General features: G+C 49.2%; 26 protein-coding genes, 1 tRNA gene and 1 pseudogene. 22 read left to right on the plus strand and 6 right to left on the minus strand.

Going from position 1 to position 25,785, the window contains the following annotated elements:
* Positions 1–111 precede the first annotated feature (111 nt).
* Entirely contained in the window at positions 112–1,125 is a 1,014-nt protein-coding gene (locus tag BGK46_RS13730; protein ID WP_069590150.1) for a porin, read from the plus strand.
* Positions 1,126–1,201: 76 nt separating this feature from the next.
* Positions 1,202–2,020, plus strand: a complete 819-nt coding sequence (locus BGK46_RS13735) for a DUF2057 family protein (RefSeq protein WP_069590151.1) — start codon at positions 1,202–1,204, stop codon at positions 2,018–2,020.
* Here BGK46_RS13735 and BGK46_RS13740 read toward each other — a convergent pair.
* A complete protein-coding gene (locus BGK46_RS13740; protein WP_069590153.1) occupies positions 2,017–3,438 on the minus strand; it encodes a PLP-dependent aminotransferase family protein in 1,422 nt (473 codons plus the stop codon). The genes BGK46_RS13735 and BGK46_RS13740 overlap by 4 nt on opposite strands.
* A 150-nt stretch (positions 3,439–3,588) precedes the next feature.
* Between BGK46_RS13740 and BGK46_RS13745 the strand changes: the two genes are divergently transcribed.
* The 10 genes from BGK46_RS13745 (at position 3,589) to BGK46_RS13780 (ending at position 11,975) form a co-directional block, all read left to right on the plus strand.
* Positions 3,589–4,953 (plus strand): cytochrome ubiquinol oxidase subunit I, encoded by a 1,365-nt coding sequence (locus BGK46_RS13745; protein ID WP_069590156.1) that lies wholly within the window; start codon positions 3,589–3,591, stop codon positions 4,951–4,953.
* A gap of 9 nt (positions 4,954–4,962) precedes the next feature.
* On the plus strand, positions 4,963–5,964 hold the full coding sequence (gene cydB / locus BGK46_RS13750; protein WP_069590157.1) for a cytochrome d ubiquinol oxidase subunit II: 1,002 nt from the start codon (positions 4,963–4,965) through the stop codon (positions 5,962–5,964).
* An 8-nt stretch (positions 5,965–5,972) separates the two neighbouring features.
* Positions 5,973–6,098 carry a DUF2474 domain-containing protein gene (locus BGK46_RS17205; protein WP_077668667.1) on the plus strand — a complete coding sequence of 42 codons (126 nt, stop codon included), beginning with the start codon at positions 5,973–5,975 and terminating at the stop codon, positions 6,096–6,098.
* Between the two features lie 146 nt (positions 6,099–6,244).
* Entirely contained in the window at positions 6,245–6,598 is a 354-nt protein-coding gene (locus BGK46_RS13755; protein WP_069590159.1) for a DUF805 domain-containing protein, read from the plus strand.
* Positions 6,599–6,724: 126 nt separating this feature from the next.
* Complete coding sequence (locus BGK46_RS13760; RefSeq protein ID WP_069590160.1) at positions 6,725–7,243, plus strand: GrpB family protein; 519 nt, start codon at positions 6,725–6,727, stop codon at positions 7,241–7,243.
* Between the two features lie 79 nt (positions 7,244–7,322).
* Positions 7,323–7,496 (plus strand): hypothetical protein, encoded by a 174-nt coding sequence (locus BGK46_RS17640; protein WP_175418665.1) that lies wholly within the window; start codon positions 7,323–7,325, stop codon positions 7,494–7,496.
* 107 nt (positions 7,497–7,603) lie between these two features.
* Positions 7,604–7,690: transfer RNA gene (locus tag BGK46_RS13765), tRNA-Leu, on the plus strand.
* A gap of 305 nt (positions 7,691–7,995) precedes the next feature.
* Positions 7,996–9,945 (plus strand): methyl-accepting chemotaxis protein, encoded by a 1,950-nt coding sequence (locus BGK46_RS13770; RefSeq protein ID WP_069590162.1) that lies wholly within the window; start codon positions 7,996–7,998, stop codon positions 9,943–9,945.
* Positions 9,946–10,031: 86 nt separating this feature from the next.
* Positions 10,032–10,910, plus strand: coding sequence for a LysR family transcriptional regulator (locus BGK46_RS13775; protein ID WP_069590163.1), 879 nt, complete (start codon positions 10,032–10,034; stop codon positions 10,908–10,910).
* Positions 10,911–11,048: 138 nt separating this feature from the next.
* Positions 11,049–11,975, plus strand: coding sequence for a YeiH family protein (locus BGK46_RS13780; protein WP_069590165.1), 927 nt, complete (start codon positions 11,049–11,051; stop codon positions 11,973–11,975).
* A gap of 20 nt (positions 11,976–11,995) precedes the next feature.
* On the opposite strand, the gene BGK46_RS17645 is transcribed toward BGK46_RS13780, so the two are convergent.
* Positions 11,996–12,142, minus strand: coding sequence for a hypothetical protein (locus BGK46_RS17645; protein WP_157891195.1), 147 nt, complete (start codon positions 12,140–12,142; stop codon positions 11,996–11,998).
* 270 nt (positions 12,143–12,412) lie between these two features.
* Here BGK46_RS17645 and BGK46_RS13785 point away from each other — a divergent pair.
* The 4 genes and pseudogenes from BGK46_RS13785 to BGK46_RS13800 form a co-directional block, all read left to right on the plus strand.
* Positions 12,413–13,045 (plus strand): annotated as a pseudogene (locus BGK46_RS13785) (cation transporter); the annotation flags it as partial.
* A gap of 320 nt (positions 13,046–13,365) precedes the next feature.
* Complete coding sequence (locus BGK46_RS13790) at positions 13,366–13,812, plus strand: GNAT family N-acetyltransferase (protein ID WP_069590169.1); 447 nt, start codon at positions 13,366–13,368, stop codon at positions 13,810–13,812.
* Between the two features lie 22 nt (positions 13,813–13,834).
* The gene (gene lhgO, locus BGK46_RS13795; protein ID WP_069590171.1) at positions 13,835–15,046 is read left to right on the plus strand and encodes an L-2-hydroxyglutarate oxidase; all 1,212 of its coding nucleotides are present in this window, start codon (positions 13,835–13,837) and stop codon (positions 15,044–15,046) included.
* 71 nt (positions 15,047–15,117) lie between these two features.
* Positions 15,118–16,137 carry a S66 family peptidase gene (locus tag BGK46_RS13800; protein ID WP_069590173.1) on the plus strand — a complete coding sequence of 340 codons (1,020 nt, stop codon included), beginning with the start codon at positions 15,118–15,120 and terminating at the stop codon, positions 16,135–16,137.
* Positions 16,138–16,144: 7 nt separating this feature from the next.
* Here the strand turns inward: BGK46_RS13800 and BGK46_RS13805 are convergent, their stop codons facing one another.
* Positions 16,145–16,783, minus strand: a complete 639-nt coding sequence (locus BGK46_RS13805) for an NAD(P)-dependent oxidoreductase (protein WP_069590175.1) — start codon at positions 16,781–16,783, stop codon at positions 16,145–16,147.
* Between the two features lie 107 nt (positions 16,784–16,890).
* On the opposite strand from BGK46_RS13805, the gene BGK46_RS13810 reads away from it, so the two are divergent.
* On the plus strand, positions 16,891–17,808 hold the full coding sequence (locus tag BGK46_RS13810) for a LysR family transcriptional regulator (RefSeq protein WP_069590177.1): 918 nt from the start codon (positions 16,891–16,893) through the stop codon (positions 17,806–17,808).
* Here the strand turns inward: BGK46_RS13810 and BGK46_RS13815 are convergent.
* Positions 17,732–19,345, minus strand: coding sequence for an ABC-F family ATP-binding cassette domain-containing protein (locus BGK46_RS13815; RefSeq protein ID WP_069590179.1), 1,614 nt, complete (start codon positions 19,343–19,345; stop codon positions 17,732–17,734). The two genes, BGK46_RS13810 and BGK46_RS13815, sit on opposite strands and share 77 nt — an antisense overlap.
* Before the next feature lie 248 nt (positions 19,346–19,593).
* On the minus strand, positions 19,594–20,100 hold the full coding sequence (gene ubiT, locus BGK46_RS13820; protein ID WP_069590181.1) for a ubiquinone anaerobic biosynthesis accessory factor UbiT: 507 nt from the start codon (positions 20,098–20,100) through the stop codon (positions 19,594–19,596).
* Between the two features lie 219 nt (positions 20,101–20,319).
* Between ubiT and ubiU the strand changes: the two genes are divergently transcribed.
* The 5 genes from ubiU to BGK46_RS13845 are packed head-to-tail and all read left to right on the plus strand — an operon-like array spanning position 20,320 to position 24,490.
* Complete coding sequence (ubiU, locus tag BGK46_RS13825) at positions 20,320–21,315, plus strand: ubiquinone anaerobic biosynthesis protein UbiU (RefSeq protein WP_069590184.1); 996 nt, start codon at positions 20,320–20,322, stop codon at positions 21,313–21,315.
* 9 nt (positions 21,316–21,324) lie between these two features.
* Positions 21,325–22,200, plus strand: coding sequence for a U32 family peptidase (locus BGK46_RS13830; protein ID WP_069590186.1), 876 nt, complete (start codon positions 21,325–21,327; stop codon positions 22,198–22,200).
* 46 nt (positions 22,201–22,246) lie between these two features.
* Positions 22,247–23,575 (plus strand): anaerobic C4-dicarboxylate transporter, encoded by a 1,329-nt coding sequence (locus BGK46_RS13835; RefSeq protein WP_069590188.1) that lies wholly within the window; start codon positions 22,247–22,249, stop codon positions 23,573–23,575.
* A gap of 28 nt (positions 23,576–23,603) precedes the next feature.
* Positions 23,604–24,095 (plus strand): GNAT family N-acetyltransferase, encoded by a 492-nt coding sequence (locus BGK46_RS13840; RefSeq protein WP_069590190.1) that lies wholly within the window; start codon positions 23,604–23,606, stop codon positions 24,093–24,095.
* Positions 24,092–24,490, plus strand: coding sequence for a VOC family protein (locus BGK46_RS13845; RefSeq protein ID WP_069590192.1), 399 nt, complete (start codon positions 24,092–24,094; stop codon positions 24,488–24,490). The genes BGK46_RS13840 and BGK46_RS13845 overlap by 4 nt, the downstream gene beginning before the upstream one ends.
* An 83-nt stretch (positions 24,491–24,573) precedes the next feature.
* Here the strand turns inward: BGK46_RS13845 and BGK46_RS13850 are convergent, their stop codons facing one another.
* Complete coding sequence (locus BGK46_RS13850) at positions 24,574–25,491, minus strand: hypothetical protein (protein WP_069590194.1); 918 nt, start codon at positions 25,489–25,491, stop codon at positions 24,574–24,576.
* Positions 25,492–25,785: the final 294 nt, after the last annotated feature.

Genomic DNA, 25,785 nt, shown 5'->3' on the forward strand with positions numbered 1-25,785 from the left:
GGGGTGAAAACGCGGGCGACAAGCTCGGTTTTCAAATCGGTTTTGAACTCTAAAACACTAAATAACGCACAGAGACAAAACCAAAAATCTTGGAGGCAGCAGGAGTTTTCCATGAATAAGATTTTTAAGCGTTCGCTTATCAGTGCAGTGGTTGCATTAGGATCAACTGGCGCAATGGCCGCCGATAATGAAGGTGTGGTTGGAGTATTAACCGACTATAACGTTGACCTTTATGGCGTTGCCGCTATTTCTGCCTTTTATCAGGAAGATAGTAACGGCTATGACTATGAAAACGAATCTCGCGTCGGGGTTCGCGCAGGCAAAGCGTTTAATGATGATATTTATATCTTCATGCAAATTGAGTCAGGCTATGTTGGCGAAGATGGCACGGGTGCAACACTGGGTAATCGTGATACCTTTATTGGCATGAAAGGTGATTGGGGCCAAGTGCGTTTTGGTCGTATGTTGACGCCTTTGTATGAAGTGGTTGACTGGCCTTACTCGAATCCAGGTCTAGGTCGTGTCTTTGACTGGGGTGCAGACACCAAGTCTCATTATGATCGTAAGGGCGATATTGCCCGTTATGACTCGCCAGACTTTGATGGCTTTAGTTTCGACGTTTCGGTTGGACGCGGTGATAAAGATCGCAAAGGGTCAAACCACTTTGGCGCAGCGCTTCACTATACATTGGCCGATGCATTTACGGTCCATGGTGGCTATGAGTATAACTCTAACTACTCTGGTGACATCGACACGCAAGCATACTTAGCTGGCGTTGAGATCCCACTACCGGGCGGTTTCAAGGTGTCTGCCGCGTATAAATACAATGATGGTGTTTATGATACTGCGGGCGCAAATAAAGGTACAGAAGCAGAGCAAGATCAAATATCAGTGGTTGGTGAATACTGGAACGGTCCTTGGGGATATCGTTTAGGATACGCCGCGAACGGTGACTCTGATCTTGATAATAACGCCAATGTTGATGACAGTGAATCAGTTATCGCGGGTCAGCTGATGTACTCGAAAAATGGTTTCCTACCTTACCTTCGTATTGGCCAACATGATGCATATAATGCGGATGAAAAAAGTGCCTTTGCACGTTTGGGTATTGAATACAATTTCTAGCTGTAGCACTTTGCCTTTCTATTCTTTTTTTACCGGCCAGGATGGCCGGTTTTTTCACTTCCAGTAAGGGGAACGTATGAAAGCAACTTTCCGTCTTATGACCGCATCTAGCTGTTTGCTAGTGGTCGGTTGTACTAGCCTTGATTCGTCGAGTCAGTTTGATGATGTCGCAAGTTCAGTGAAGGAACGTCGTCATTATGTGCAGGTGGTGACAAAATCTATCACGCCAGATATCCAAGTTTTGTCTGGAACGAATGTCGTTAAAGCAAGTGCTAACTATGTGGCTAATTACCCGGTTGATAAGTCGGCAGGCCCCGACGTGGCTCCTTCCAGATTGATGACTGAGGTATCGTATTTCAAAAACTATCAAGAGTATGAAACCGTCACCATCAATGGTGAAACGGTGCCGCTTAAAAATACCCAAGTAACCTCAGAGACTTGTACAGAGCATTGTGTGACGACGCAATATGTATCATTCCCGTTATCCCCAGATACCGTCGCCAGTTGGCCTGAACCACAGGTAGCCTATACCTTTAGCAGTTCTGGGGGCGGGAATCGGGTGCAATTATCGATTCCGAAAGCTTACTTTCTTGCGGCCTACGATGAGGCTTCGCGAGTATTGGGGCAACAAAGCCAGTCCGTTGTATCCGCTAGTCAGCCAATCTCTGTCAAGACTAAGGACGAGAAACCAGAAGAAATGGTAAACTACTGGTATCAGCAAGCGAGTGACGCCGAGCGTCGCGACTTTGCAGATTGGGCGTTTGCGCATCGTGATGGTGGCGGTGTACTGCCAATCACTCAGAGTCAGCCTTTGCAGATGATGGGATATTGGTATCAGCAGGCGGCCCCTACCTCTCGGAAAGCCATCCTTACTTGGTTACTAAACCAGTCTTAGCGCTCAGCTTTTTTTATGTGCTGTGCAATCAAATTACATAAGGTTGCCAGCGCATTTTTATGTGAATGATCGAGCGGGTAAGAGGCATTCAACCGAAAGCAATGGGCAAACTGTGCGTGTGTCGCAAACATATTACCCGGCGCGATACTGATATGGTGTTTGAGTGCAAGGTGGTAAAGCGCGGTAGTATCACTGCCTTTGGGCAAAGTTATCCATAAAAAATACCCTCCTTGGCTGTTAATGACACTAACGCCTTGTGGTAAATGGGCGATCAGAAACTGATAGGTCGCTTTTTTTCGTTCAGCCAGTGTGCGACGCAGCTGCTTTAGGTGGTGTTCATAGTTGCGGTTATGAAGATAATGCGCGACGGCAAGTTGAATGGGGACGCTGGTGGTCACTGTGCTCATTAGCTGCAGCTTTTGTAGTTTCTGGGCTTGATCACCGGCTGCCACCCAACCAAGGCGAAAGGCATCGACCAAGGTTTTTGAGAAAGACGAGCAGTGCAAAACATGACCGCTCTTATCGAACGCTTTAGTCGGGTGCGGTTTGTGTTCGCCATCATAGAGTTCGCCATAGACATCGTCTTCGATTAAATACACCTGATAGCGTTTGACGAGTTCGGCAAGGCGTGCTTTTTTTGCGTCTGACAGCGAATATCCCAACGGATTTTGATGATTGCTCATCAACCAACAAGCGCGGATTGGGTGGGTTTGCAAGGCGCGTTCAAGTGCATCGAGATCAATCCCTTCCGTCGGATGTGTTCGGATCGCCATCGCTTTGAGCCCCCGGTTTTCAAGGGCTTGTAGCGCACCGTAAAACGCCGGACTTTCAACAGCGACCCAATCCCCAGCTTGTGTGACCGCGCGTAAGCTCAGGTTAAGCGCATCCAACCCGCCCGCGGTGATCACGATTTCATCGGGAGAAACCTGCATCCCCTGCGCTGCATAGCGTTGAGCAATCAGGTGACGTAGTTGGGCATTACCCGGGGGAAGATTGTCGACCACACTATGAATTGACATAAAGCGCACCGCAGTGGTGAGCGAACGGTTTACTTGATGGCGAGGGGCGAGCAGGGGATCAACATAGGCATGTCCATAGCTTGCCATCCCCGGCGAGCGGCTGGCTTGCAACACATCGAAAATATAGTCATTGATATCGACAGATTCTGCAGGATGAATCGCACTGTCTGGCTTGTTATCGTCGAGTTCGGCATGGGGAGCGACGCGGTAACCGGAGCGAGACTGAGAAACAATCCACCCTTGGCTTTCTAGCAGTTGGTAGGCTTGGAGTACCGTCATGACACTCAACCCTGAATAAGCGGCCTGTTTTCTCAGCGAGGGAAGCTTTTCTCCCACATGCCAAATGCCGGCTTGAATTTGTTGTTTGATCTGCTCGCTAAGCTGCTGATACTTAGACATCTTCCTACCATAATCGCCGCTAAGTGAACCAGACTATAACACTGAAAATATCAAACTGTTATAGGTTAATCTGAGTCGTCTGTGTATGGGCACATTAAAAATGGGCTTCTACCATGCGTGTTGGTCTAATTACTAAAGTGGACTTCACGTATGTTTGGTCTTGATGCCTTTATGTTGGCCCGTATTCAATTCGCGTTTACGGTTTCTTTTCACATTATCTTTCCTGCAATTACTATCGGCCTTGCCTGCTATCTTGCGGTGCTTGAGGGGCTATGGCTTAAAACTCGCGAGCAGGAGTACAAAACCCTTTATCTTTTCTGGTCGAAAATTTTTGCGGTCAACTTCGGGATGGGCGTGGTGTCTGGGTTGGTGATGGCATACCAATTTGGCACCAACTGGAGCGGCTTTTCCGAGTTTGCGGGCAGTATCACTGGCCCACTGCTGACTTATGAGGTACTTACGGCGTTCTTTTTAGAAGCCGGATTTCTTGGTGTGATGCTGTTTGGTTGGCAGCGTGTCGGTGATCGCTTGCACTTTTTCGCCACGTCCATGGTCGCGTTGGGCACCGTGATCTCTGCCTTTTGGATTTTAGTCTCCAACAGTTGGATGCACACGCCACAAGGGCATGAAGTGGTCAATGGTCAAGTAGTACCTGTAGATTGGTTCGCGGTGGTGTTTAATCCCTCTTTCCCTTATCGCTTAGCGCACATGGTGGTCGCGGCGTTTTTATCCAGTGCCTTATTTGTTGGTGCGTCGGCGGCGTGGCACCTGCTCAAAGGGCAGCGCAGCCCAGCCGTGAAGCGGATGTTTTCGATGTCGATGTGGATGCTGTTGTTCACCGCGCCTATTCAAGCGTTTATTGGTGATTTACATGGCCTGAACACCTTGGAATACCAACCTGCCAAAATAGCAGCGATGGAAGGGCATTGGGACAACAGCCATGGTGAACCCACGCCGCTTATTTTATTTGGCTTACCGGACATGGAGGCGGAAACCACCCGCTACAAAGTAGAGATTCCCTATTTGGGGAGTCTGATCTTGAAACATAGTTTGACCGAGCAAATCCCAGCGCTAAACGAATTCCCTGCGGAAGACAGACCCAATTCGCCCGTGGTCTTCTGGGCGTTTCGTCTGATGGTGGGCTTAGGGCTATTGATGATCACACTTGGACTAGTGGCGGCGTGGCAGCGCTATAAAGGACGTCTGTTTGAACACCAAGGGCTGCTCCGTTTTGCTTTCTATATGGGGCCGGCGGGGTTGGTCGCGATTCTAGCTGGCTGGGTAACCACTGAGGTAGGGCGCCAGCCTTGGGTAGTGCATGGCCTTTTACGCACCCAAGATGCGGTGTCTGCCCACGGTGACTTGCACATGAGTATTAGCTTAATCAGCTTCTTTGTGGTGTACGGCTTGGTCTTTGGGTTGGGGTACATCTATATGATCCATCAAATTAAATTAGGTCCGGATCAGCATGATGATACACCGCATGAACCGTTAACTGTCTCTGGCCGTGTGTAAGGGGGAAACATGGATTTAGCAATGATTTGGTTTGGCATCATCGTGTTTGCCACTTTAATGTACATCGTGATGGACGGATTTGACTTGGGGATCGGGATTCTGATGCCGTTTATCACTGAGCGCGAAGAGCGCGATTTGATGGTTAACAGTGTCGCGCCGGTATGGGATGGCAATGAAACTTGGTTGGTCCTGGGTGGGGCGGCATTATTTGGTGCTTTCCCCTTGGCATATGCCGTGATTGTCGATGCGTTAACAATCCCGCTCACTTTGATGTTGGTGGCGCTTATTTTTCGTGGTGTGGCGTTTGAGTTCCGTTTCAAAGCGCTGCCCGGGCATCATGGCTTTTGGGATACCGCTTTTATGGCCGGGTCTATTTTTGCCACCTTTTTCCAAGGGGTGACTGTGGGTGCGGTGATTGAAGGCTTTCCTGTCGAGGGCCGCGCTTTTGCTGGTGGCGGACTCGATTGGTTGGCACCGTTTCCTCTCTTTTGCGGTATAGGATTGATCATTGCGTACGGTTTACTGGGGGCCACTTGGCTGATCATGAAAACGGAGCATGCGTTGCAAATGCGTATGTACCACTTGAGCCGTCGACTGGTTGTGTTGATGGCGATAAGTATTGCGATAGTCAGTGTCTGGACGCCATTTGCGTATCCGGGGGTTGCCGACCGTTGGTTTAGTCTGCCAAATTTGCTCATTCTCTCCCCAGTTCCTTTATTGACCGCTCTTTGTTTGCTCCGTCTTTGGCGTACCCGTCCTGATCAGGCTCACCATCGTCCATTTATTATGGCGTTGTGTGTCACCCTGCTCGGGTTTATTGGCCTCGGCATCAGCATTTGGCCGCATATCATTCCACCCAGTATCACAATTTGGCAGGCTGCTTCACCACAACAAAGCTTGCAATTTATGCTGATTGGCGCGGTATTTATCATCCCGGTTATTTTGATGTACACCTATTGGAGTTACCGTGTCTTTAGTGGCAAAGTGAATCCGGACGAGGCCTATCACTGATGGCTGGTATGACAAAACCGACTTGGCAGCGTTGGCTTTGGTTAATCGCGATCTGGGGAGCCAGTGTAGCGGCATTGGGGGCTGTCTCTTGGCTATTTAAGCTTTTGATGCACGCTGCGGGTTTGCAAAGCTAACCGCCTTCTATTGTGTAAGAAATCAGTGATAAGGCTCCCAAGCTGATGATAAAACAGTCAGATGTCTTATCACTGACATGGTCCTAACGGCGTTCCTCATTCTAAGATACGTATTATCGGTTTTATTGCTAAAAGGTGATGAACGTATGGAATGGTATTTAAAAGTATTGCGCCAGTACGCTACATTTTCTGGACGTGCGCACCGTCAGGAATACTGGATGTTTTTTCTGGTTAACTTTTGTATCTCGTTGGCGATTAATATTGTCGCTGAGTTCTCGGGGTTAGTTGTATTGAGCATGGTTTATTCGTTAGCCTTGCTGCTGCCAACCTTGGCGGTGACATCAAGACGGCTACATGACACAGGACGTTCAGCGTGGTGGTTACTGCTTTTGTTCATACCTCTGCTTGGGATGGCAGTCATACTGGTACTCTGCGCCCTAGAAGGCGATCAAAACAGTAATCAATACGGTTCTAATCCTAAGCTCGTGGAAGGTGTCTAGCACGGAGGTGTGATTTGTTTGCATGGGAACTGCTGGTACGATAAACACCTAGCTTGATGACAGTCGATAGGCTGCTTGGCGAGTTACACATATTTATCTGCATTCCTCTTTCCAGCAAGGTGCCACATGATCACACTCGAGCCCTACCAATTAGTTGACGCCAGTTTCTCTCCTTGGCGTCCTATTTACTTAGACGTCGCCCAAACCTTGTCTGAACACATCTCGACACCTCGTATTGAGGTACTACACTTTGGCTCTACGTCTGCCAAAGTAGGAGGGAAGGGGATTATTGATTTATCCATTCTCTATCGTTCTGGCGAGCGTGACGATGCTGTCGCTCACCTCTATGCCCTCGGTTTTCAAGATCAGCACAGCGATCAGCCTTTTCCCGAACACCGCCCTCGTAAAGATGCCTCTGTAATCTATCAAGATGAGCGTTTTCTGGTGCACGCCCACGTGATTGAAAAAGACAGTGATGAGCATCACCGTCAAATTGCGTACAAACAGTATTTGCTCGATAACCCTGGTGTGCGCGCTGAATACGAAAACGAAAAGCGCGCAATACTCGCTCAAGGTGTGCGTGATCAAGATGTTTACGTTAAGCACAAAGCCCCCTTTGTGAAAGGGGTGCTGGCGAACTTGTAAAAAACACCGCTCCACGATCACGTTAGCCTGCTCATCATAATCACATACTTTGGTCTTATAAACGTTCATACGCTTGTAGATGAACTACATTTACTGTGGACGTTTTAGCGATATTACTGGGGTACTGACTGGTTATGGTTCATATGCCGGTAGGGATGATGAGGCTTATACGGTTAAACCATTTGTGATGCATGAGTGTTTATTGATCGCTGACGACGAAACGTCTTTCTCTGTCTGCTTTTCAACCATCTGAATCAAAAAGAATAAAAGGACTATTGACCTCGGGTTAAATTTCATTAAAGTACAGTCTCGTTCGCAGCACAGTCTGCGGACTATGGTGCTACCACGCATAACTGCGTTGCCCTGGTGGTGGAATTGGTAGACACAAGGGATTTAAAATCCCTCGGCGTTCGCGCTGTGCCGGTTCAAGTCCGGCCCGGGGCACCATAGCATGCTTATTATCCTATCTATTTTTTAATTCCATTTTTTTATTCGCGCTTCTTCAGTGTCGGCTGTCATATTTTGAAACCTTTCAGTCCAATTCCCTTGTTATAAACAGGGTTGAATAATGGCACATTTGTATAGAAATGTAGGGTAAATGTGCTGATCTTCTAGATGATACCCTTCCTTTTTCTCAGTGAACTCACCAAAGCGCCAAATATTATGTCGTTTGTCATTAACCCGTCATGCTTGTCTAGTTTGCTGACTAATATTGATATGTTGGTTAGTAATGATAATAAAAAGGACGGCGTATGCGTTGGCAAACTCTTTCAATCAGAAAGCGAATTTATATTGTTCTTTCGACTATCTTAGTGCTCAGCACCTTGATTGCGATGGTGCAGCAAGCGATGTTGTCGGCAAACAAGCAGCTCGATGATCTCAAAAATATTATATTACCCAGTCAGCTGAGGGGGCTGGCGTTTGAAATTAGTAATGAACTACAACCTGCGATCACCGGTTCTAACTTTCTTGCCCATCAGTCTGGGCTGATTGATTGGGTGGATAATGGCGGCGACCTGACCAATCTCGCGCCAATTCATCAAGCGCTGTCGAATGCCAAGACGCGTTTGGGGGCAGACAACGCATTTGCAACGCTCGATAGCAGCCAAGGGAAGTATATTTTTACTTATGATGGCGAGCATCGCAGCGCCTCAATGACTACCTATCCGTTCAAAGACTTTTATCCGAATTTTCTGAGTAAGAATCAGCCCTATGAGCTGAACATGAACAAAGATCCCAATGGCAATCAGTATGTGATTTTTATTAACTATCGCAGCGTGCCAGAAAACCCTGCGACGGGTCAGCCGTATGTGGTAGCTGGGGTAGGGTTTAATGTCAGTAGCTTGGTGAATCTGGTACAGGGGTTTCGCATTGGTGAGCAGGGAAGAGCCATGCTTGCCGCGCGCGACGGCAGTGTGCAGGTCGCACCGACAGATTCGGCACTGAATGCGGACAATGCGAGCGCATTTCGCCAAGCGGTAACCAAGGGGACGGATAAGCCGGTGATTAGCGAAGTGACCATCGGTGATGAAGCGTTTCTGCTGGGGTCTTATTGGCTCGCAGACTTGGACCGTTTCGTGGTGGTTGAGATCCCCAAAGCACAAATTACAGGGCCCATCCTGGATCAATTTATCCAATCTTTATTAGTGACCTTGGTGTTTATTGCCATTGCACTCCTTGTTACCCATTGGGTAATCAGTAGTTTGACGCAGCCGATAAAAAAGCTTTCCGCCGAGGTCGATGAAATTGCTAGTCGACTCGACTTGAGCCACCAGATAGCAGTGAACGATCAAGCGGAAGTCGGTCGCCTAGCAAACAAAATCAATGGCTTGCTAGCGCGTATTCGAGATGCATTGCAAGCGGTAAACCAGACGGTGGACGAGTCACAGTCTGCATTTGGTGTCCTCAAGCAGCAAGCTTATGAGGTGAATCAAGCCGGTATGGTGCAGCAGCAGTCGCTACAAACGATCTCTGCCGCGAGTCAAGACATCACCGAAATCACCACCGAGGTGACGGATTCGGCCAATTACGCCGGCGAGCTGTCTCAGGCTGGGAATGCGGCGCTTAAAGAGGCTTTAAATGGCATGAATACCAGCCTGCGGCACATTGAGCAACTGGGTGAAAACATGGCTTCGAGTCAGAGCAGTTTGGATGAGTTGAATCACCATATCGAGAATATTCTTCGCGTGCTTGAGGTGATTAGCACCATCTCGGAACAAACCAATTTACTCGCACTAAACGCGGCGATTGAGGCAGCGCGAGCGGGCGAACATGGGCGTGGCTTTGCGGTGGTAGCTGATGAAGTGCGCTCGCTGTCGCAGCGCACCGGTGAGTCGACCAGTGAGATCCAAGAAATTATCAATCAGCTGCGCTCGGCATCGGATAATGTGACTGGGCAAATCAACCAAGTCAGTCAGGATAGCCAGCATAGCCTCGATACTCACCAACAAGCGGTAGAAAATATGCGCACCTTGGATAGTCATTTGCAGCAATTGTTTGAGCATAATGGGCGGATTGCCGAGGGGGCCAACACGCAAAGCGGCGCGGTGAATGAAATCAATCAGAGCATTGAAGAGCTTGCTCAGCAGGGTACCCGCACTCAAGAAGTGTTTGAGCAAAGTGAACAGGCGGTGAGTGGGTTTGATTTACGCATGAAAGAACTCACTAAAAAAGTCAGCGCGTTTAAAGGGTTGAATGCGTAATCGCCGCGCGACCAAGAGTGCTGACAAGCGGTAATAGCGCTTTGTGTCTTTGCCGCACTCCGGTAGGATAGCGTGAGGAGGGCGGCATGAATCTAACCCAAATTGATGCGTTTTGTGCAGTCGCAGAGACCGGCTCAGTGTCTGAAGCTGCACGTCAGCTGGATGTGAATCGTTCACGATTGAGTATGGCGATTAAAGCGCTAGAACAATCACTTAACGCCGAATTGTTCTATCGCACCGGTAACCGTCTAACCCTGTCGGAAATCGGCAAAGCTGTGTACAAAGATTTCGAGAGCATATCGGTCACGGCGGCACGTATTCGTCGTACGTGCGAGCAAGCGAATGCGGGCTTTAATGCTGAAGTGTGGATTGCGCGTGATGATGCGATCCCCGATCAACTTTGGCAGGACTGGGCGCACCAGCTAAACAAGCGCTTTACGGCGACGTCCTTTAACCTCGTGTTAGCGTCGAGCGGTGATCTGGCCAATTTGGTTGAAACACAACAAGTCGATTTTGCGTTTGGAGTAGACTACGAGCGGATTGACGATCCGCGCATCAACTATCAGCCGCTGGGTAAAATTCGCATGATGTCGGTGTGCAACAGTGAGCATCCGTTGAGTCGATTGCGTCGAGTCAGTGATGATCAATTGCGTAATGCCATGCAAGCGGTCATGGTTTATCTCAATGAAAAAGACAATCCCGAGCTGCAACCTTTCTCACGCCGCTACATTGGCTTTTCGAGCTTTGAATATATGCTCAATACCATCTTACAAGAAGAAGCGTGGGGCGTGTTGCCTGAGCCGCTGATCCGGCAATACTTACGAGAACAGCGCTTAGCAGTGATCAAACATACCTACGGTTTGACCCAAGAAGACTATTGTCTATTCACTGCCTCAGGGATGGCCGAGCATCCGGGAATCCAATGGCTGAGTGATAGCATTACCAACTACTTGTTTGATTTCTAAATACGCGGCTCGATAAGTGGTTTTTCAATAGGTTGCCATATAGGTTAAGCAAAACTTAACCTAGGTTAAAAAGTTTAAGATTTTCTGAACACCTACCGAGCGCTACAATGCCGTCACTGATTTTTACTGAGCATCATTATGACCGCATACACGCGTTATCTTCCTTTTTCATTGGCTGTGTTAGCCTGTTTAACCCCTTGGGTAAGCTCGCCGATCGCTCTGGTGCTGGGCTTTTTGTTAACCTCCTTGGGCTGGGTACCAAGCGCAATCCCCCTCACCAAAATCACCAAAAAATTGCTGGCTTATTCGATTGTGGGTCTAGGGTTTGGTATCCCACTGCAAGAGGCTCTCGCCGTGACAGGCGATGGGATAGGGCTGATTATTGCCACCATTGCAGGCACGCTGGTTTTTGGCACATTACTGGCCAAACTTATGGGACTGGATAAAAAGACCGGTCACCTGATTGCCTCAGGCACTGCGATTTGTGGCGGCAGTGCAATCGCAGCTGTCTCGCCCGCTATCAACGCGGATGATAAACAAATTGGTCTCGCGTTAGGCACGGTGTTTGTGTTGAATTCATTGGCGCTGTTTGTGTTTCCTATGGTAGGACATGCGCTGGGGCTAGATCAGCACACGTTTGGAACCTGGGCGGCGATCGCGATTCATGATACGTCATCGGTGGTGGGCGCGGCGTCCGCTTATGGTGAGCAAGCACTAACGACCGCGACCACCCTCAAACTTGCGCGCGCATTATGGATTGTGCCTGTGGCGTTTGTCAGTGCACTCATGTTTCGCAGCCACGCTAAAAAAATCACGATTCCGTACTTTATTGTTTTCTATTGTCTGGCGATTGGTATCAGTGATGTCTTTGTCCAAGCGCAACCTATCTATGAGTTTATTTTCGCCATCTCAAAGCAAGTATTAGTGGTGTGTTTATTCTTAATCGGCTGCAGTATTTCTGTCACCCAGCTACGTACGGCAGGCCCTAAGCCTTTACTGTTTGGTGTTGCGCTGTGGGTGATTATCTCCTGTACATCGCTTGCTTGGCTGCTGCTCGCTGCCTAGCCTCCATCGTTGCCTCAGGTTCACTCATGCGGCGTGTCCTGAGGTAAACGTAATACCGCGACCAACAGAAACGCACTGAGTGCCGCACCAAACTGCCACCATCCTGTGCTGGTCATCGCGAGGAAAAGCTGCAAGCTAATTGCCGCGAGTAACACGCCTTTTCTCATCTTCTTAGTCCATAAAGAATCTAAATCTAGATTTAGTATGCGTAAAAGTTATATACAAGCAAAATGCGATTTAGCGCTATCTCATAACTAAAATTTGTTTAGAACACTCACTGTCAGAAATATTGACAGTTGTTTTTGCTTGTAAGTGATTGAAATAATATGGCTTTTATTGAACTCTTTACAGGGTGATGAAAATGTCAGCAAGTTCGTGTTTGTAAAGCGGCGCAGTAGCACCAAGAATATGTGCGTGTTTTCTACTTTTGGTGTTTTATGTCTCCTCAAAACGTGATCAATGAAAAGTCAGTATTAGTGTTTTCGGCCCTTCTCGCATTGGGGTTTGCCATCGCCGGCCTTGCCGTTGGATGGATTGCTGGCTCTTTAGTGATTATGTTCGACGGTATCTACTCGTTGATTAGTCTAGTGTTAACTTTGTTGTCACTGGGAGCGTCATGGTATATCCACTCGCGTTACGCACGGCCGATCACACGTGCGCTGCTTACTCCGCTTGTTGTCGCCATCAAAGGCGCTGTGATTATGTTGTTGGTGAGTTATTCTCTGTATGAAGCGGTCTCCTCCTTGGTCGAAGGGGGACGTGCGGTTAACCCGTCATTGGCGGTGCTATTTGGTATTGTCAACGTTGTGGGTTGTGGCTACGGATGGTGGATGATTGCACGTAAAAACCAAGCAGGGCAAAGCCAGTTAGTAGAGGCGGAATCGCGCCAGTGGCAAATGGACACCTTATTGAGTCTGGCGGTCACCTTGGGCTTTCTAGGTGCTTGGTTAGTGGCGCATTCACCTTGGTCGGATTATGCGGTTTATGCAGATCCTATGATGATGGTGTTGATGTCGTTCTACTTCATCAAAGTGCCATTTGTCATGGTGCGTAACGCGTTAAAAGAGCTCGCGCCTGTTACAGTAAAGTGGTATCGCACCCGCTCAATGGCGTAATCGGAACATGACGCAATACGGACCTACCCAAACGATCCTATATCCGTGCAGGGGTCGATAGATGCTGAGGCGGCGTTTAGCCGCCTTATTTATGTCACCTTATGCACTATAACTTTTTGATTGGCTTTCATATCAACCTAGATACTGTGAACAATTTCAACGTAGTGTGACGGTATACATTTTGTTCTTTATGCTCGTCTGTTGAGGTGTTGACAGCAGAACGTCGCGACGGCGCTTACACTGAAAAGTAACCATAGCGCTGCGATAGAGAGAGAATGTTGCATATAGCAAAAGCGGAGTTAAATAATCTAGACGCCCTCATGGTATTATTTGACCAGTACCAGCGCTGGCTCGCGATTCGTCCTCCGCTCAGCCAAACAAGGGCGTTTACTGAGCAACGGTTGCGCGAGCAAGATACGTGTATATTGACCGCTTCTTACCAATCCTCCATGGTGGGATTTGTCCACCTAACGCCTTTGTATTCATTGGCGAGGGCGCGCCGTGGCTTAATTATTAACGATTTGTACGTGCAGCCGGATTCACGGCGACAAGGTGTCGCGCGGGCGTTAATCTCGCACGCTCTCAAGGAGGCTCGTGCCCGCCAAGCTGCTTGCTTATTGCTACAAACCCATCAAAGCAACCATGCTGCTCATCATCTTTTTGAATCTTTTGGTTTTATTTGCGACGTTAGCCAGTATTATTTTCTGGACGTGACCGATTAACGGGTGACGAAAGGAGTAGCTAATGGCGTACGATTTTGTGGTCGTTGGGGGCGGTATCGTCGGCGTAGCCACCGCTTGGCAGTTGCAACAGCGATATTCAAACAAACGCACTCTATTGATAGAAAAAGAGCCTGCTTTGGCCCAGCATCAAACGGGCCATAATAGCGGCGTAATCCATGCTGGCGTGTATTATCCGCCCGGTAGTTTGAAAGCGGATTTTTGTAAGCGTGGGGCTGCTGCCACCAAAGCTTTTTGTGAGCAAGAGGGCATTCCTTATAAGCAGTGTGGCAAGTTAATCGTCGCGACCACAGAGACAGAGCTGGCGAGGATGCATGATTTATATCAACGTTGTTTGCTCAATGAGATCGAGTGTGAGTGTTGGGATGCCCAACAACTCGCCAGCGCTGAGCCGAATGTGCGTGGTTTAGGCGCGATCTATGTCAAAGCGACCAGTGTTGTGGATTATGCTCAAGTGACAGAAAAAATGGCCGGACGCTTTGTCGCAGCTGGTGGGCACCTCGTGCTAAATACTCAAGTGACGAAGCTACACGAAGACCACGACGGTGTGGTGATTGATACCCAATCGCAGGGAGAGTCGCACCGTTATCACGCGGAATTTTTGGTTGTTTGTGCCGGTTTGATGGCTGATCGCATGGCGAAGCTGCAAGGGTTAGCGACATCGTTTCAAATCATCCCCTATCGCGGCGAATATTATCAACTAGCGAAAAAGCATCGGGAGTTAGTGTCGCATTTGATCTATCCAGTGCCGGATCCAGATTTGCCTTTCTTGGGTGTCCATGTCACGCGGATGGTTGATGGTGGTTTGACGGTAGGCCCAAATGCCGTTCAGGGCTGGAAACGCGAGGGGTATGCCACATACAATTTTAGTTGGCGTGATACGCTTGATATGCTGCGTTTTCGCGGATTTTGGCGAGTCACTGCAGCGAATCTGCGCACCGGTATAAAAGAATGGTGGAATGCGCATTATAAACCGGGATACCTCAAGCAGGTTCGTAAGTATTGCCCGTCAATTCAATTGGATGATTTACACCCTTATCCAGCCGGTATTCGTGCCCAAGCGGTGTTGAATAGCGGTGAGCTGGTGGGCGATTTCCTCTTCGTTCGATCTGCACGCAGTCTCCATGTGTGTAATGCCCCATCGCCAGCCGCGACCTCAGCCATGCCAATTGCCGAACACATTTGTCAGACTATCAGTACGCCACCCAGCGATTAATCGGCGGAGTATTGTGACTATCTCGTCCAGATGATTTAATGCTAGGGAGATTAAAAATCAAGGATGACAATATGTTACTGCCACCATCTCTTAAAAAAGGCGAGACAATTGGCTTTTTCTCGCCATCATCACCAGCCACCGTATTTGCGCCCCAACGATTTGAACGCGCGATGGACTATGTCAACGCACAAGGCTTTGAACTGAAGGCGGGAGCATTGACAGGGCAATCGGATCACTATCGCTCAGGCTCGATCAAGGCGCGTGCAGAAGAGCTCAACCAGCTGATCCGTGATCCGAATGTGCGCTGCATCATGTCGACGATTGGTGGAATGAACAGCAATGCTTTACTTCCCTATATCGATTATGCCGCTTTGGCTGATGATCCTAAGATTATCGTGGGTTATTCGGACCTCACTGCTTTACTGCTGGGTATCTATGCCAAAACGGGATTAATCACGTTTTATGGGCCTGCATTAGTGGCGTCTTTAGGGGAGTTTCCGCCACTGGTTGATGAAACCTTTGATGCGTTTCGAGCCGTAACAACTGAGAATGTAACGCTGCCGATGACCTATAAGATGCCTGCCCAATGGACGGATGTCATGATTGATTGGGGCGAACAGACAGAGGCAAAACCGACCTATGAGAATGCATGGCAATTTATGGGTAAAGGTCAGGTAAATGGGCGTATTATCGGTGGCAACCTCAATACGCTGAGTGGGATCTGGGGAACGCCTTATATGCCAGCGATTGAAACAGGCGATATTCTGCTGATTGAGGACTCTTTGTTGGATATTGCCACGGTTGAGCGCTCACTCGCACACCTAAAACTGGCTGGGGTGTTTGATACGGTAGGCGCGGTGTTACTTGGTAAACACGAGCTGTTTGATGACAAAGGAACGGGACGTTCAACCTATAACGTTCTTGAAGAAATACTCGATGGGAAGCCGCTCGCTGTGGTTGATGGTTTTGACAGTTGCCATACGCATCCGATGTTAACCATACCTTTGGGGGCTCAAGCCTGTATTGATTTTGATGCCCAGACGGTCTCACTCACGCAACCTTGGTTGGCGGGTGAGCACGCTGGGCAATGAGCTTGGATTAGTAAGCCACACCGATACGTTGGCGACGGTGGGCGCCACTTTCCAATTCGTCGATCATCGCGATAGCATAGTCAGCAACGCTGATTTTGCTGTCACCATGGTCATCGGTAAGCAAGGTATCCGCGCCAACGCGATAGCGGCCTAATTTGTCGCCCGGGAAAATCTCCGCAGCAGGGCTGACGAACGTCCAATCTAGGGTATGGGCGTGTTCACGGAATACCTTCAAAGCGTCGCCTTGAGCGAGCGCTTCTGCTTTATAAGCGTCAGGGAAGTCGGGCAGGCTGACCAGCTCGACTCCCGGTGAAACTTCTAGTGAGCCAGCACCGCCGACCCAGAGTAAACGTTTGACGTTAGCGGCGGGTAACTCGTTAATTAAGCGCTTAGCGCTGTTTGCCACCATCTCATGGTTGCCTGCAGCGCGCCCGCCCACGGCGGCAATGACTGCATCAGCGTCAGCAACGGCCTGTTGTACAGAGTGATGGTTATTCAGCAAGTCGAATTGACGCACCTCGACATCGTTGCGGGTCACTTTTTCTGGCTGACGGACAAGAGCGATAACCTCATGCCCACGATGACGCGCTTCTTCGACGATTTGGCTACCGATCCAACCTGTTGCACCAATAATTGCGATTTTCATATTGTCTTCCTCATGCTGTGATTGCTTGGATGGATGTAGCTTATTAGCTTTCATTTATTGGATAAACAATCATAATAGATACAGTTTGTATCAATTAAAGAGACAATATGGATAGGCTTACGGCAATACGTAGTTTTGTAGAAGTGGCCAATTGCAAAAGCTTTACGCGGGCGGCCGAACAACTTGGGCTAACGCGTTTGCAAGTTTCAAGGCATGTGCAAGAGGTCGAGCAATGGCTTGCGCAGCGTCTGTTGCATCGGACAACGCGTAAAGTCAGCTTAACGTATGCCGGTGAGCAAGCCTATGGTCATTGCCAGCGTATTTTGGACGAAGCGGCGGCGTTAACGTTGACGACTGGACGATTACACGGTGCCTTAACCGGTCGTATTCGAGTCGCTGCGCCAATCGGCTTAGCGCAAGGGATCCTTGTTGCGCCAGTAACGCAATTTACCGATGCGCATCCAGAGGTCGTGATTGAAGTGATTGCCTCCGACCAATTTACGCCCTTAGTGGATGAGCGGGTCGATATTGCATTGCGCTTCACACCTCAGCCGGATGAGCATTTAATTGCCCGCAAACTCATGGCTATCGATTCTATCGTGTGTGCGTCACCGGCATATATAGCCCACGCGTCCCAGCCTAATCACCCGAGCGATCTCAGTGATCACCCGTGCTTGATTCATGTCAGCGGTGATCATTGGCAGTTTATTAAAGACAGTCGCCGAGAAGAGATAAGAGTGAGTGGGCCGATTCACGCCAACGACTTAGGCACCTTGGTCAATGCGGCGCGAATGGGAAAAGGGATTGTCCGTGTGCCATGTGATTTAGCCAATCCCTATGTGGAGCAGGGGGAGTTAATACCTTTGCTGACCGATTATCGCTTACCGCCCAGTGCACTGTGGGCGGTCTATTTATCGCGTAGTTATCAACAGCCTGTCGTGCGCTACTTTATCGATCACTTAGCAAGCTGCTGGCAGCATGATATCCAAGCTCCCATTGATGGGTCAGATGCAGCGCATCAGTAAAGGCATCGTCATGGCTGACCAATATATAGGCACCTTGATAATGATTAAGCGCGTCGACCAGTGCGTGTTTGGCTGAGATGTCAAGATGATTGTCTGGCTCATCCAACAGTAATAGTGGCTGGGCGTGCTGGTGGGCTACCGCTAACATCGCCACTTTCATCTTTTCGCCACCGCTTAAACTATCAACCGTTTGATAAACGCGATCGCCACGTAACCCTAAGCTAGCAAGGCAGGTTCGAGCATCCGACTCTGACAAGTCGCTATGATGGCGCAAACACGATAGCAGTGTTTGTTTGGGATCCAGTAGTGAGAAGTGTTGATCTAGATACACACAGTCACCGACAACGTCGATTGAGCCGCTGACAGGCGCGTGATGACCCATTAATGTCCGCAGTAACGTGGATTTTCCTGCACCGTTTCTCCCTGTTAGTAGCCAATGCTCCCCCGCGTAGACAGACCAATCAAGCGGTTCAGTGTGTCCGAATGGTAACTGACACTGGGTGGCTTTCATAAGCCGTCGCCGTTTCATTGGCTCTGAGTGATGCATATACAGCGTTGGGTTGTTTTCCGGAAGCTGCGTATCCAACGCGTCGAGTTGCTTTTGGTAACGCTTAAGTTGCTGAGAAAATTGTGTTTTCGCTCGAGACTTAGCGTCTTGCGCACTTTCTTTTTGTCCATCCAGAATCGACTTTGCCTGACTGGATTTTTTACGTAATTGTTTACCTTTTGATTCGCGCTTCTGTGCCTTTTCAGCGCTTTGCTGCTGTTGACGTAATACCTGTTTGTGCTGTTTATTCAGGTGCGTTCGTTTCGCGATGAGTGCTTCCTGTTCTTGCCGTTGCGTGCGAATGAAGTCGTCATAGTTGCCCGTGTATTTTGCGATACCTTGTGGTGTTAATGCATAGATAGCTCGCATATGGCGAAGTAACTGTTGGTCGTGACTCACCGTGATCACTAAGCCAGGATAGTTTTCGATCCAGCTTACGAGCTTATGTCGTGCGGTTCGGTCAAGATGATTACTTGGTTCATCGAGCAATACGATATGCGCTTGAGAGTGAAAAACGCGATATAAACTCAGCAGCGTCAATTGGCCACCGCTAAGCACATGCAAAGGCGCTGACAAAGCGGCATCAATACCTAACTGGGTCAGTGTTGCCTGATAGCGTTCGGCGATATCCCAGTCATCATTTACTTGCTCATAATGTGTTGGGTCGACGCTTCCAGCCTCAATGGCCGACAACGCATGAAGCTGTTCGCTGATGCCAAGTACTTCAGCCAATGTTTGTGTCTTTGGGGCGGTAATATGCTGTGATAGGTAAGCAATATCGCCATCGCGTTGTACATGGCCTGAATAATGAATTCCTTGCGTGGATGGCAACGTATGACCTGCCAACAGCGCGAGGAGGAGTGATTTTCCGGTGCCATTATCTCCCACAAGGCCAATGGGGCCGTGCTCAAAGGTGATAGAGACAGGTTCAAACAATACTCGCCCATCGGGCAGCGTCACGCTGAGATCATGTGTAATAAGGTAAGGCATAAGGCCTCCTTTATGTAAAGCAACACAAAGGGGCGGCGGTATGTGCTACACAGAAAACCTGCGTAGAGACAGTTTGGCAATAGAGAAAACGTAAGCCCAGTGACCATGAATACCGACTAACCCCAAGATACCGAATATAAAAACGGTGTAATGAGTGTTAGTTGTTCATTGGCACAGACTCCGCTAAAGAAAGGAAACAGAATCATATAATAGGCGACTGGGCGTCTGCAACCCCAGCCGCTCGTGCACTACAACGCGAGTTTAGTGAGGTAGTGATGGCTTAACGTCAGTGAGCGTGCCAGCGGCTTGGGCAGGGTGTCGATTTCGAGGCTATCAAGCAGGTTTTTCACATGCAGCCCAAGTTCGGTATCACCACTGATACTGAGTTGGCGCTGGAAAAACAGCGTATCCGGATCGCAATAGTGGGTCGCCATTTTTAAAAACGCTAACCAATCTCCCTCGATACTGGCGTCTTCTTCCCCAGACAAGCGGACCAATAATTGGTTGTCTTCGTTCAGCGACACGAACCAATTCGCGTTGAGATCGCGCAATCCAATGCGAATGGTACGGCCAGCAAGAAAGTCGAACTCGTCCTCTGCCAGAGGCACCGCAAAAGCGGTATTCATGACTTTGGTCAGCATCTGAGCTTGCAGCCCATGTGGTAACTGAGTGATGGCTTTTAGCCCTGGTGTAATCAGGTTGGGCTGAGGCAGTGGCAGGGCAAGGGGTTGTTGGGTGATTGGGTTAACGAGCATTTGGCTTTCCTTTGGTGCCAATGGTTGATTGCCACTAGAGTAGCGAGATTGAATGCCTCGTCATTGGATCCGAGTCAAAAATGAGAGGAGTTTTTGTGCCAACAGCGTCATTTATCGCGATTTTTATCATCATGGATAAGTGAGCTTGATGCACATCAACCCCCCACATTGGCAACGCCCTTATCTTAGCCGGACAATCATAAAATGGAATGCAATGTTATGGAGCTCCTTTGTCCGGCGGGCAATATTCCGGCGGTTAAAAAAGCGATCGAACATGGCGCCGATGCAGTGTATGTCGGCTTAAAAGATGATACCAATGCGCGACATTTTGCGGGGCTGAACTTTACCGACAGCAAATTGCAGCGTGCCAGTCAGTATGTACATGACCACGGCAAAGACTTGCACGTTGCCATTAACACCTTTGCTCATCCTGATGGTTGGCGCCGTTGGCAATATGCGATTGATAGCGCCGCCGGAAATGGCGCTGATGCGCTGATCCTCGCTGACATGGCCTGTTTAGATTACGCCGCCAGCACCTACCCCGATCTGGATATACACCTTTCTGTCCAAGCATCTGCCACTAACGCTGGAGCGATCCGCTTCTATCAGCAGCAATACGGCGTTAAACGGGTGGTATTGCCGAGGGTGCTGTCTATTCATCAGGTTAAACAGCTAGCACGCGATACCGATGTCGACTTAGAGGTATTTGCCTTTGGCAGCTTGTGCATTATGGCCGAAGGGCGCTGCTATTTATCATCTTATCTTACCGGCCAATCGCCCAATACCGTGGGCGCTTGCTCACCGGCGGCATTCGTGCGTTGGCAAGATACTGAGCAAGGGTTGGAGTCGCGCTTAAACGGGGTCTTGATTGATCGGTACCAAGCCGATGAAAAAGCGGGGTATCCCACCCTCTGCAAAGGCCGTTTTTGTGTCGACGGAAACCGCTATCACGCACTGGAAGAACCCACCAGTTTGAACACCTTAAGTGTCCTGCCTGAGCTTTATCGCGCCGGGATCAAATCGGTCAAAATCGAAGGTCGTCAGCGCAGTCCTGCGTATGTGGAGCAAGTTGCACGGGTATGGCGTCAAGCGATTGATCGCTGTGTCGCAAACCCTGATGCGTTTGATATTGCATCGGATTGGGCGCATTCGCTCGATAGTCTTTCTGAAGGGGTGCAAACCAGTTTGGGTGCTTACCATCGCAAGTGGCAATAAGGAATTATGATGCAATTTTCTCTCGGGCCGATCCTGTATTACTGGCCCAAGGCTGAGGTTGAAGCCTTTTATCAAGCGGCAGCAGACAGCCAAGCCGATGTGATTTATCTCGGTGAAACCGTCTGTGCCAAGCGACGAGAGCTGAAGACCAAAGACTGGATCGGGCTCGCGCGTGAGCTGGCTGAGTCTGGTAAACAAGTGGTGCTCTCGACCATGGCGCTGATTGAAGCGCCCTCAGAGCTGAGCATGCTAAAACGCTACTGTGATAATGATGATATTCGCATTGAAGCGAATGACGTGAGTGCGGTGCAGTTTTTAAGTGAGCGTCGGCAGCCCTTTGTGGTGGGGGCCGCTATCAACTGCTATAACCCACAAACATTAAAGCAATTTGTCGACCTGGGTATGACACGCTGGGTGATGCCGGTGGAGCTTTCGCGCGATTGGTTGGTGAATATGTTGAACGGCTGCGATGCACTGGGTATTCGCGATCAGTTTGAGGTGGAGGTCACTGGCTATGGTTACTTACCACTGGCTTATTCGGCACGCTGTTTTACCGCGCGCTCAGAAAACCGCGCCAAAGATGACTGCGAGCTGTGCTGCCTCAACTATCCCAATGGACGGTTAACGGAATCCCAAGAGGGCCAGGCCGTATTTGTGCTGAACGGCATTCAAACCCAGTCTGGGCAGTGCACAAATCTCATTAACGATTTACCGTCAATGCAAGGGCTGGTGGATGTGGTGCGGTTAAGTCCACTGTCGCTTGACACCTTGCACTGGGTAGACAAATTCCGTGCTAACCAAGCAGGCAATAACCCGCAACCGCTTAACCACGATTGCAACGGCTATTGGCACCACTTGGCAGGCATGACACAAGTTCTAGGCTAAACGCATAACAAAAACAGCCTGCGTAGTCGGGTAGAGAGGTGAGGGTATGTTGTATTTAGAGTTCTTGTTCTTACTGCTAATGCTGTACATCGGCTCCCGATACGGGGGCATTGGGCTGGGCGTGGTCTCAGGGATTGGCTTGGTCATCGAAGTGTTTATCTTCCAGATGCCGCCAACGTCACCGCCCGTGATCGTGATGCTGATTATTCTTGCGGTCGTCACCTGCGCCTCTATCTTGGAAGCGGCTGGTGGCCTTAAGTATATGCTGCAAGTGGCGGAGCGATTATTGCGTAAAAATCCAAAACGCGTCACCTTGATAGCACCGTTTGTCACCTATGCCATGACCTTTATGCTTGGTACTGGTCACGCGGTGTATTCCATTATGCCGATTATCGGTGATGTCGCGCTGAAAAATGGTATTCGTCCGGAGCGCCCAATGGCGGCGGCGTCGGTTGCCTCTCAAATCGCGATTACGGCCTCGCCGATTTCTGCTGCGGTGGTGTATTACCTTGCACAGCTTGCCGATATTCAACATGATATTACGTTAGTCTCGATTTTGTTGGTAACTGTCCCCGCCACCTTGTTCGGTACCTTGCTGATGTCTCTGTATAGCTTGCGCCGCGGCAAAGAGCTGGATGACGATCCGGATTACCAAGCGCGTTTACAAGATCCCGAATGGCGCGAGCGTATCGAAAATACCACCGCGACCTCGTTAGATGAGGTATTACCCCGTTCCGCGCGCAATGCGGTGTTACTGTTCATCAGTGCCATCGTTACCATTGTGATTATCGCGATGTGGCCAGAAATTCGCACAGTAGCAGGGGCAAGTAAGGCCATCAGCATGTCGGTGGTTATTCAAATGATGATGCTCTGCTTTGGCGGGATCATCTTATTGGCGACTAAAACGGATCCGCGTAATGTGCCGAATGGTGTGGTGTTTAAATCTGGGATGGTGGCGGCCATTGCTATCTTCGGGATTGCTTGGATGTCAGACACTTACTTCCAATACGCGATGCCGCAATTTAAGTCGGGAATTGTGGAGATGGTCACTCAATATCCGTGGTCTTTTGCACTTGCCTTGTTTATCGTGTCAGTAGTTGTTAATTCGCAAGCCGCGACCGCACGGATGATGTTGCCGGTGGGTCTTGGGTTAGGGCTCGAACCTGCGCTGCTTATCGGTATTATGCCAGCGGTATATGGGTACTTCTTTATTCCCAACTATCCTTCAGATATTGCGACCGTGAACTTCGATGCATCCGGCACCACCAAAATTGGTAAATGGTATTTCAACCATTCATTTATGGCGGTCGGCTTAATTGGCGTGGTGAGCGCTTGTGCGCTCGGTTATGTATTAGGGCAGATTTTTATCGCCTAATACACAAAAGGATTTAAAGGACACAAGGATGCAAGTGAGACGTGCCTCGGTTGAGGACTTGGATGCCATCTTCGCTCTAAATGTACAAATTGGAGACATGCACCATCAACATGCGCCGCATCTGTTTGCAACGCCTGGCCCAAGCGGTCGGGCGTTTTTGCAGCAAGCGCTGCAAGAAGAGGATAAGTACTTTTGGGTGGCAGAGCATCAAAACAAAGTGATTGGCTTTTTGTCGGCAAGGCTGGAGTCGTTTGTACACATTCCTCATCTGGTCGACGATCCCATGTGTCATGTGAATACCATTGTGGTTGACCGTGATGCGCGTGGAACCGGCGCGGGCAAAGCGTTAATGGCTGCGTGTACCCAATGGGCGAAAGACAATCATGCCACTGTGATTAAACTGGAGGTGATGACGTTTAATCAGGACGCGCAGGCGTTTTATCAAGCGCTGGGGTTTACCCCCGACTCTATCACCATGATGCAAACATTGAATTGCGAGCCGGAGGAGCCAGCACAATGATTGATAAAGACACCGTGATGCGGGTGGCACGACCCACTGACAATTTGGCCGATATTACTAACATGTATTGTGATGGGCTGGGATTTGAGCTGTTGGCGACGTTTTCTGGCCATAATGATTTTGATGGTGCCATTATTGGTCACCCACATCATAACTATCACCTTGAATTCACCCATCATCGCGGCACCCATGTCGGTCCAGCACCGTCACAGGAAAACCTGTTGGTCTTTTACTTGCCGGATCACGCTGCGTGGCAGACTGCGTGTCAACAAATTGAAGCCGCTGGGTTTAAACCCGTGCCGAGTTACAATAGCTATTGGGATAAAGACGGGCGCACCTTTGAAGATCTAGACGGTTATCGAGTGGTACTACAAAACCGTAAGTGGACGTATTAAAAACGGCAAGCCAACAATCGACTTGCCGTGTTACCTACAGATGAGCCAATACTCCCGCTTTGAATAAAGGAAGCAGAGGGTGATTACTTGATCGCGTCCGCTTCTTGTTTTTGACGTGCGCGATGTGCCGGACCAAAGCAGAATTGAATTTGGTCTGCGCTCGGTGACGCGGGCGTTGTAGTGCCATCCAGCCAGTCGTCCCAGCTTTTCACAAATTTATCGGCGAGCTTCTCCGCGGCACTTTCATTCCACAGGCCACCTTTAAAGGTCAATTCCATGACATTTACAGTGATCTCAGTTTTGTACTGATCTTTAGGCGCACCTTTACCTGAGCTGTGACTGCGCTCCATCATCATAAAGGTTTGCTGAATACCGACGACAATGTCCGTCCCAGTCGCGTTCATGGTGTTTTGGACAAACAAGGTTTTGGTGTTTTGGGTATTCACTCGGCTAGTACACGCCTTGGCAAGGTTCACAATACTGTTTTTAATCAGCGGAACATCTTGCTCGGTGATCCCATCATAGAGGCCAACGACTTTATCAATCAGAGAGTTGTAGTTCTCTTCTTCGTAATGCACCATGGTGCGCTCTGATTGGGTGACATTAAAAAAGGGCACTTTAAGAATGGAGCTCACAAACTCCTGAAACCCTTCGGCATTCTTGTCATTATCTGGGTCTAGCGGATTCCAGCCGGTGCGGCTTTGAGCTAAGCCTAAAATGCTCGACACCGCGTTACCGGTAGACTCGGTGAGCAAGCGAACAATTTCACTGTGATTGCCAGCGCTAATAGCATCATCCAATTTCTTACCTTGCGCCGATTCTGTTTGCGCATTTTTACCGGCACCGATGGTGTTTTGACCTGATACTGTGCTGTCGCCATCGCGTGGCACCGCAAAGAGCGCGCTGTGCTGCAGTTGCTGTTGGTTAGAAACTAAATGTTGGTGGTTATTCAGCCAAGTATCAAATTGGGATGTCAGGTTTTGTGCATCTGAAGCGTTCATAATTGTGTTCCTAATTGCGACAATGTGAATCGTGATTGAATGAGCTTCAATCGCTTAGGGCAACAACAAAATCCTGCCTGCAAAATTAGGCTAGTCTGCTTTATTTTATTTTCCATCAGGTGACGAAGATAATCTTCTTTGGGGGATGAGAGTCTATCGTTAAAGACTGAAATATAATGCCTTTTTCTTGACGTTGATTTGACGCAGTCATGCTGCCGTTGTGTTTTGATGACAACACAAGGCGTTAGGAAATGGCGTGTCTATTTATCAATGCATTAGCAGTGTGGCATTAAG

Origin of the sequence: Salinivibrio sp. SS2, from assembly GCF_001722075.1 — a bacterium.
Classification (GTDB): Bacteria; Pseudomonadota; Gammaproteobacteria; order Enterobacterales; family Vibrionaceae; genus Salinivibrio; species Salinivibrio proteolyticus.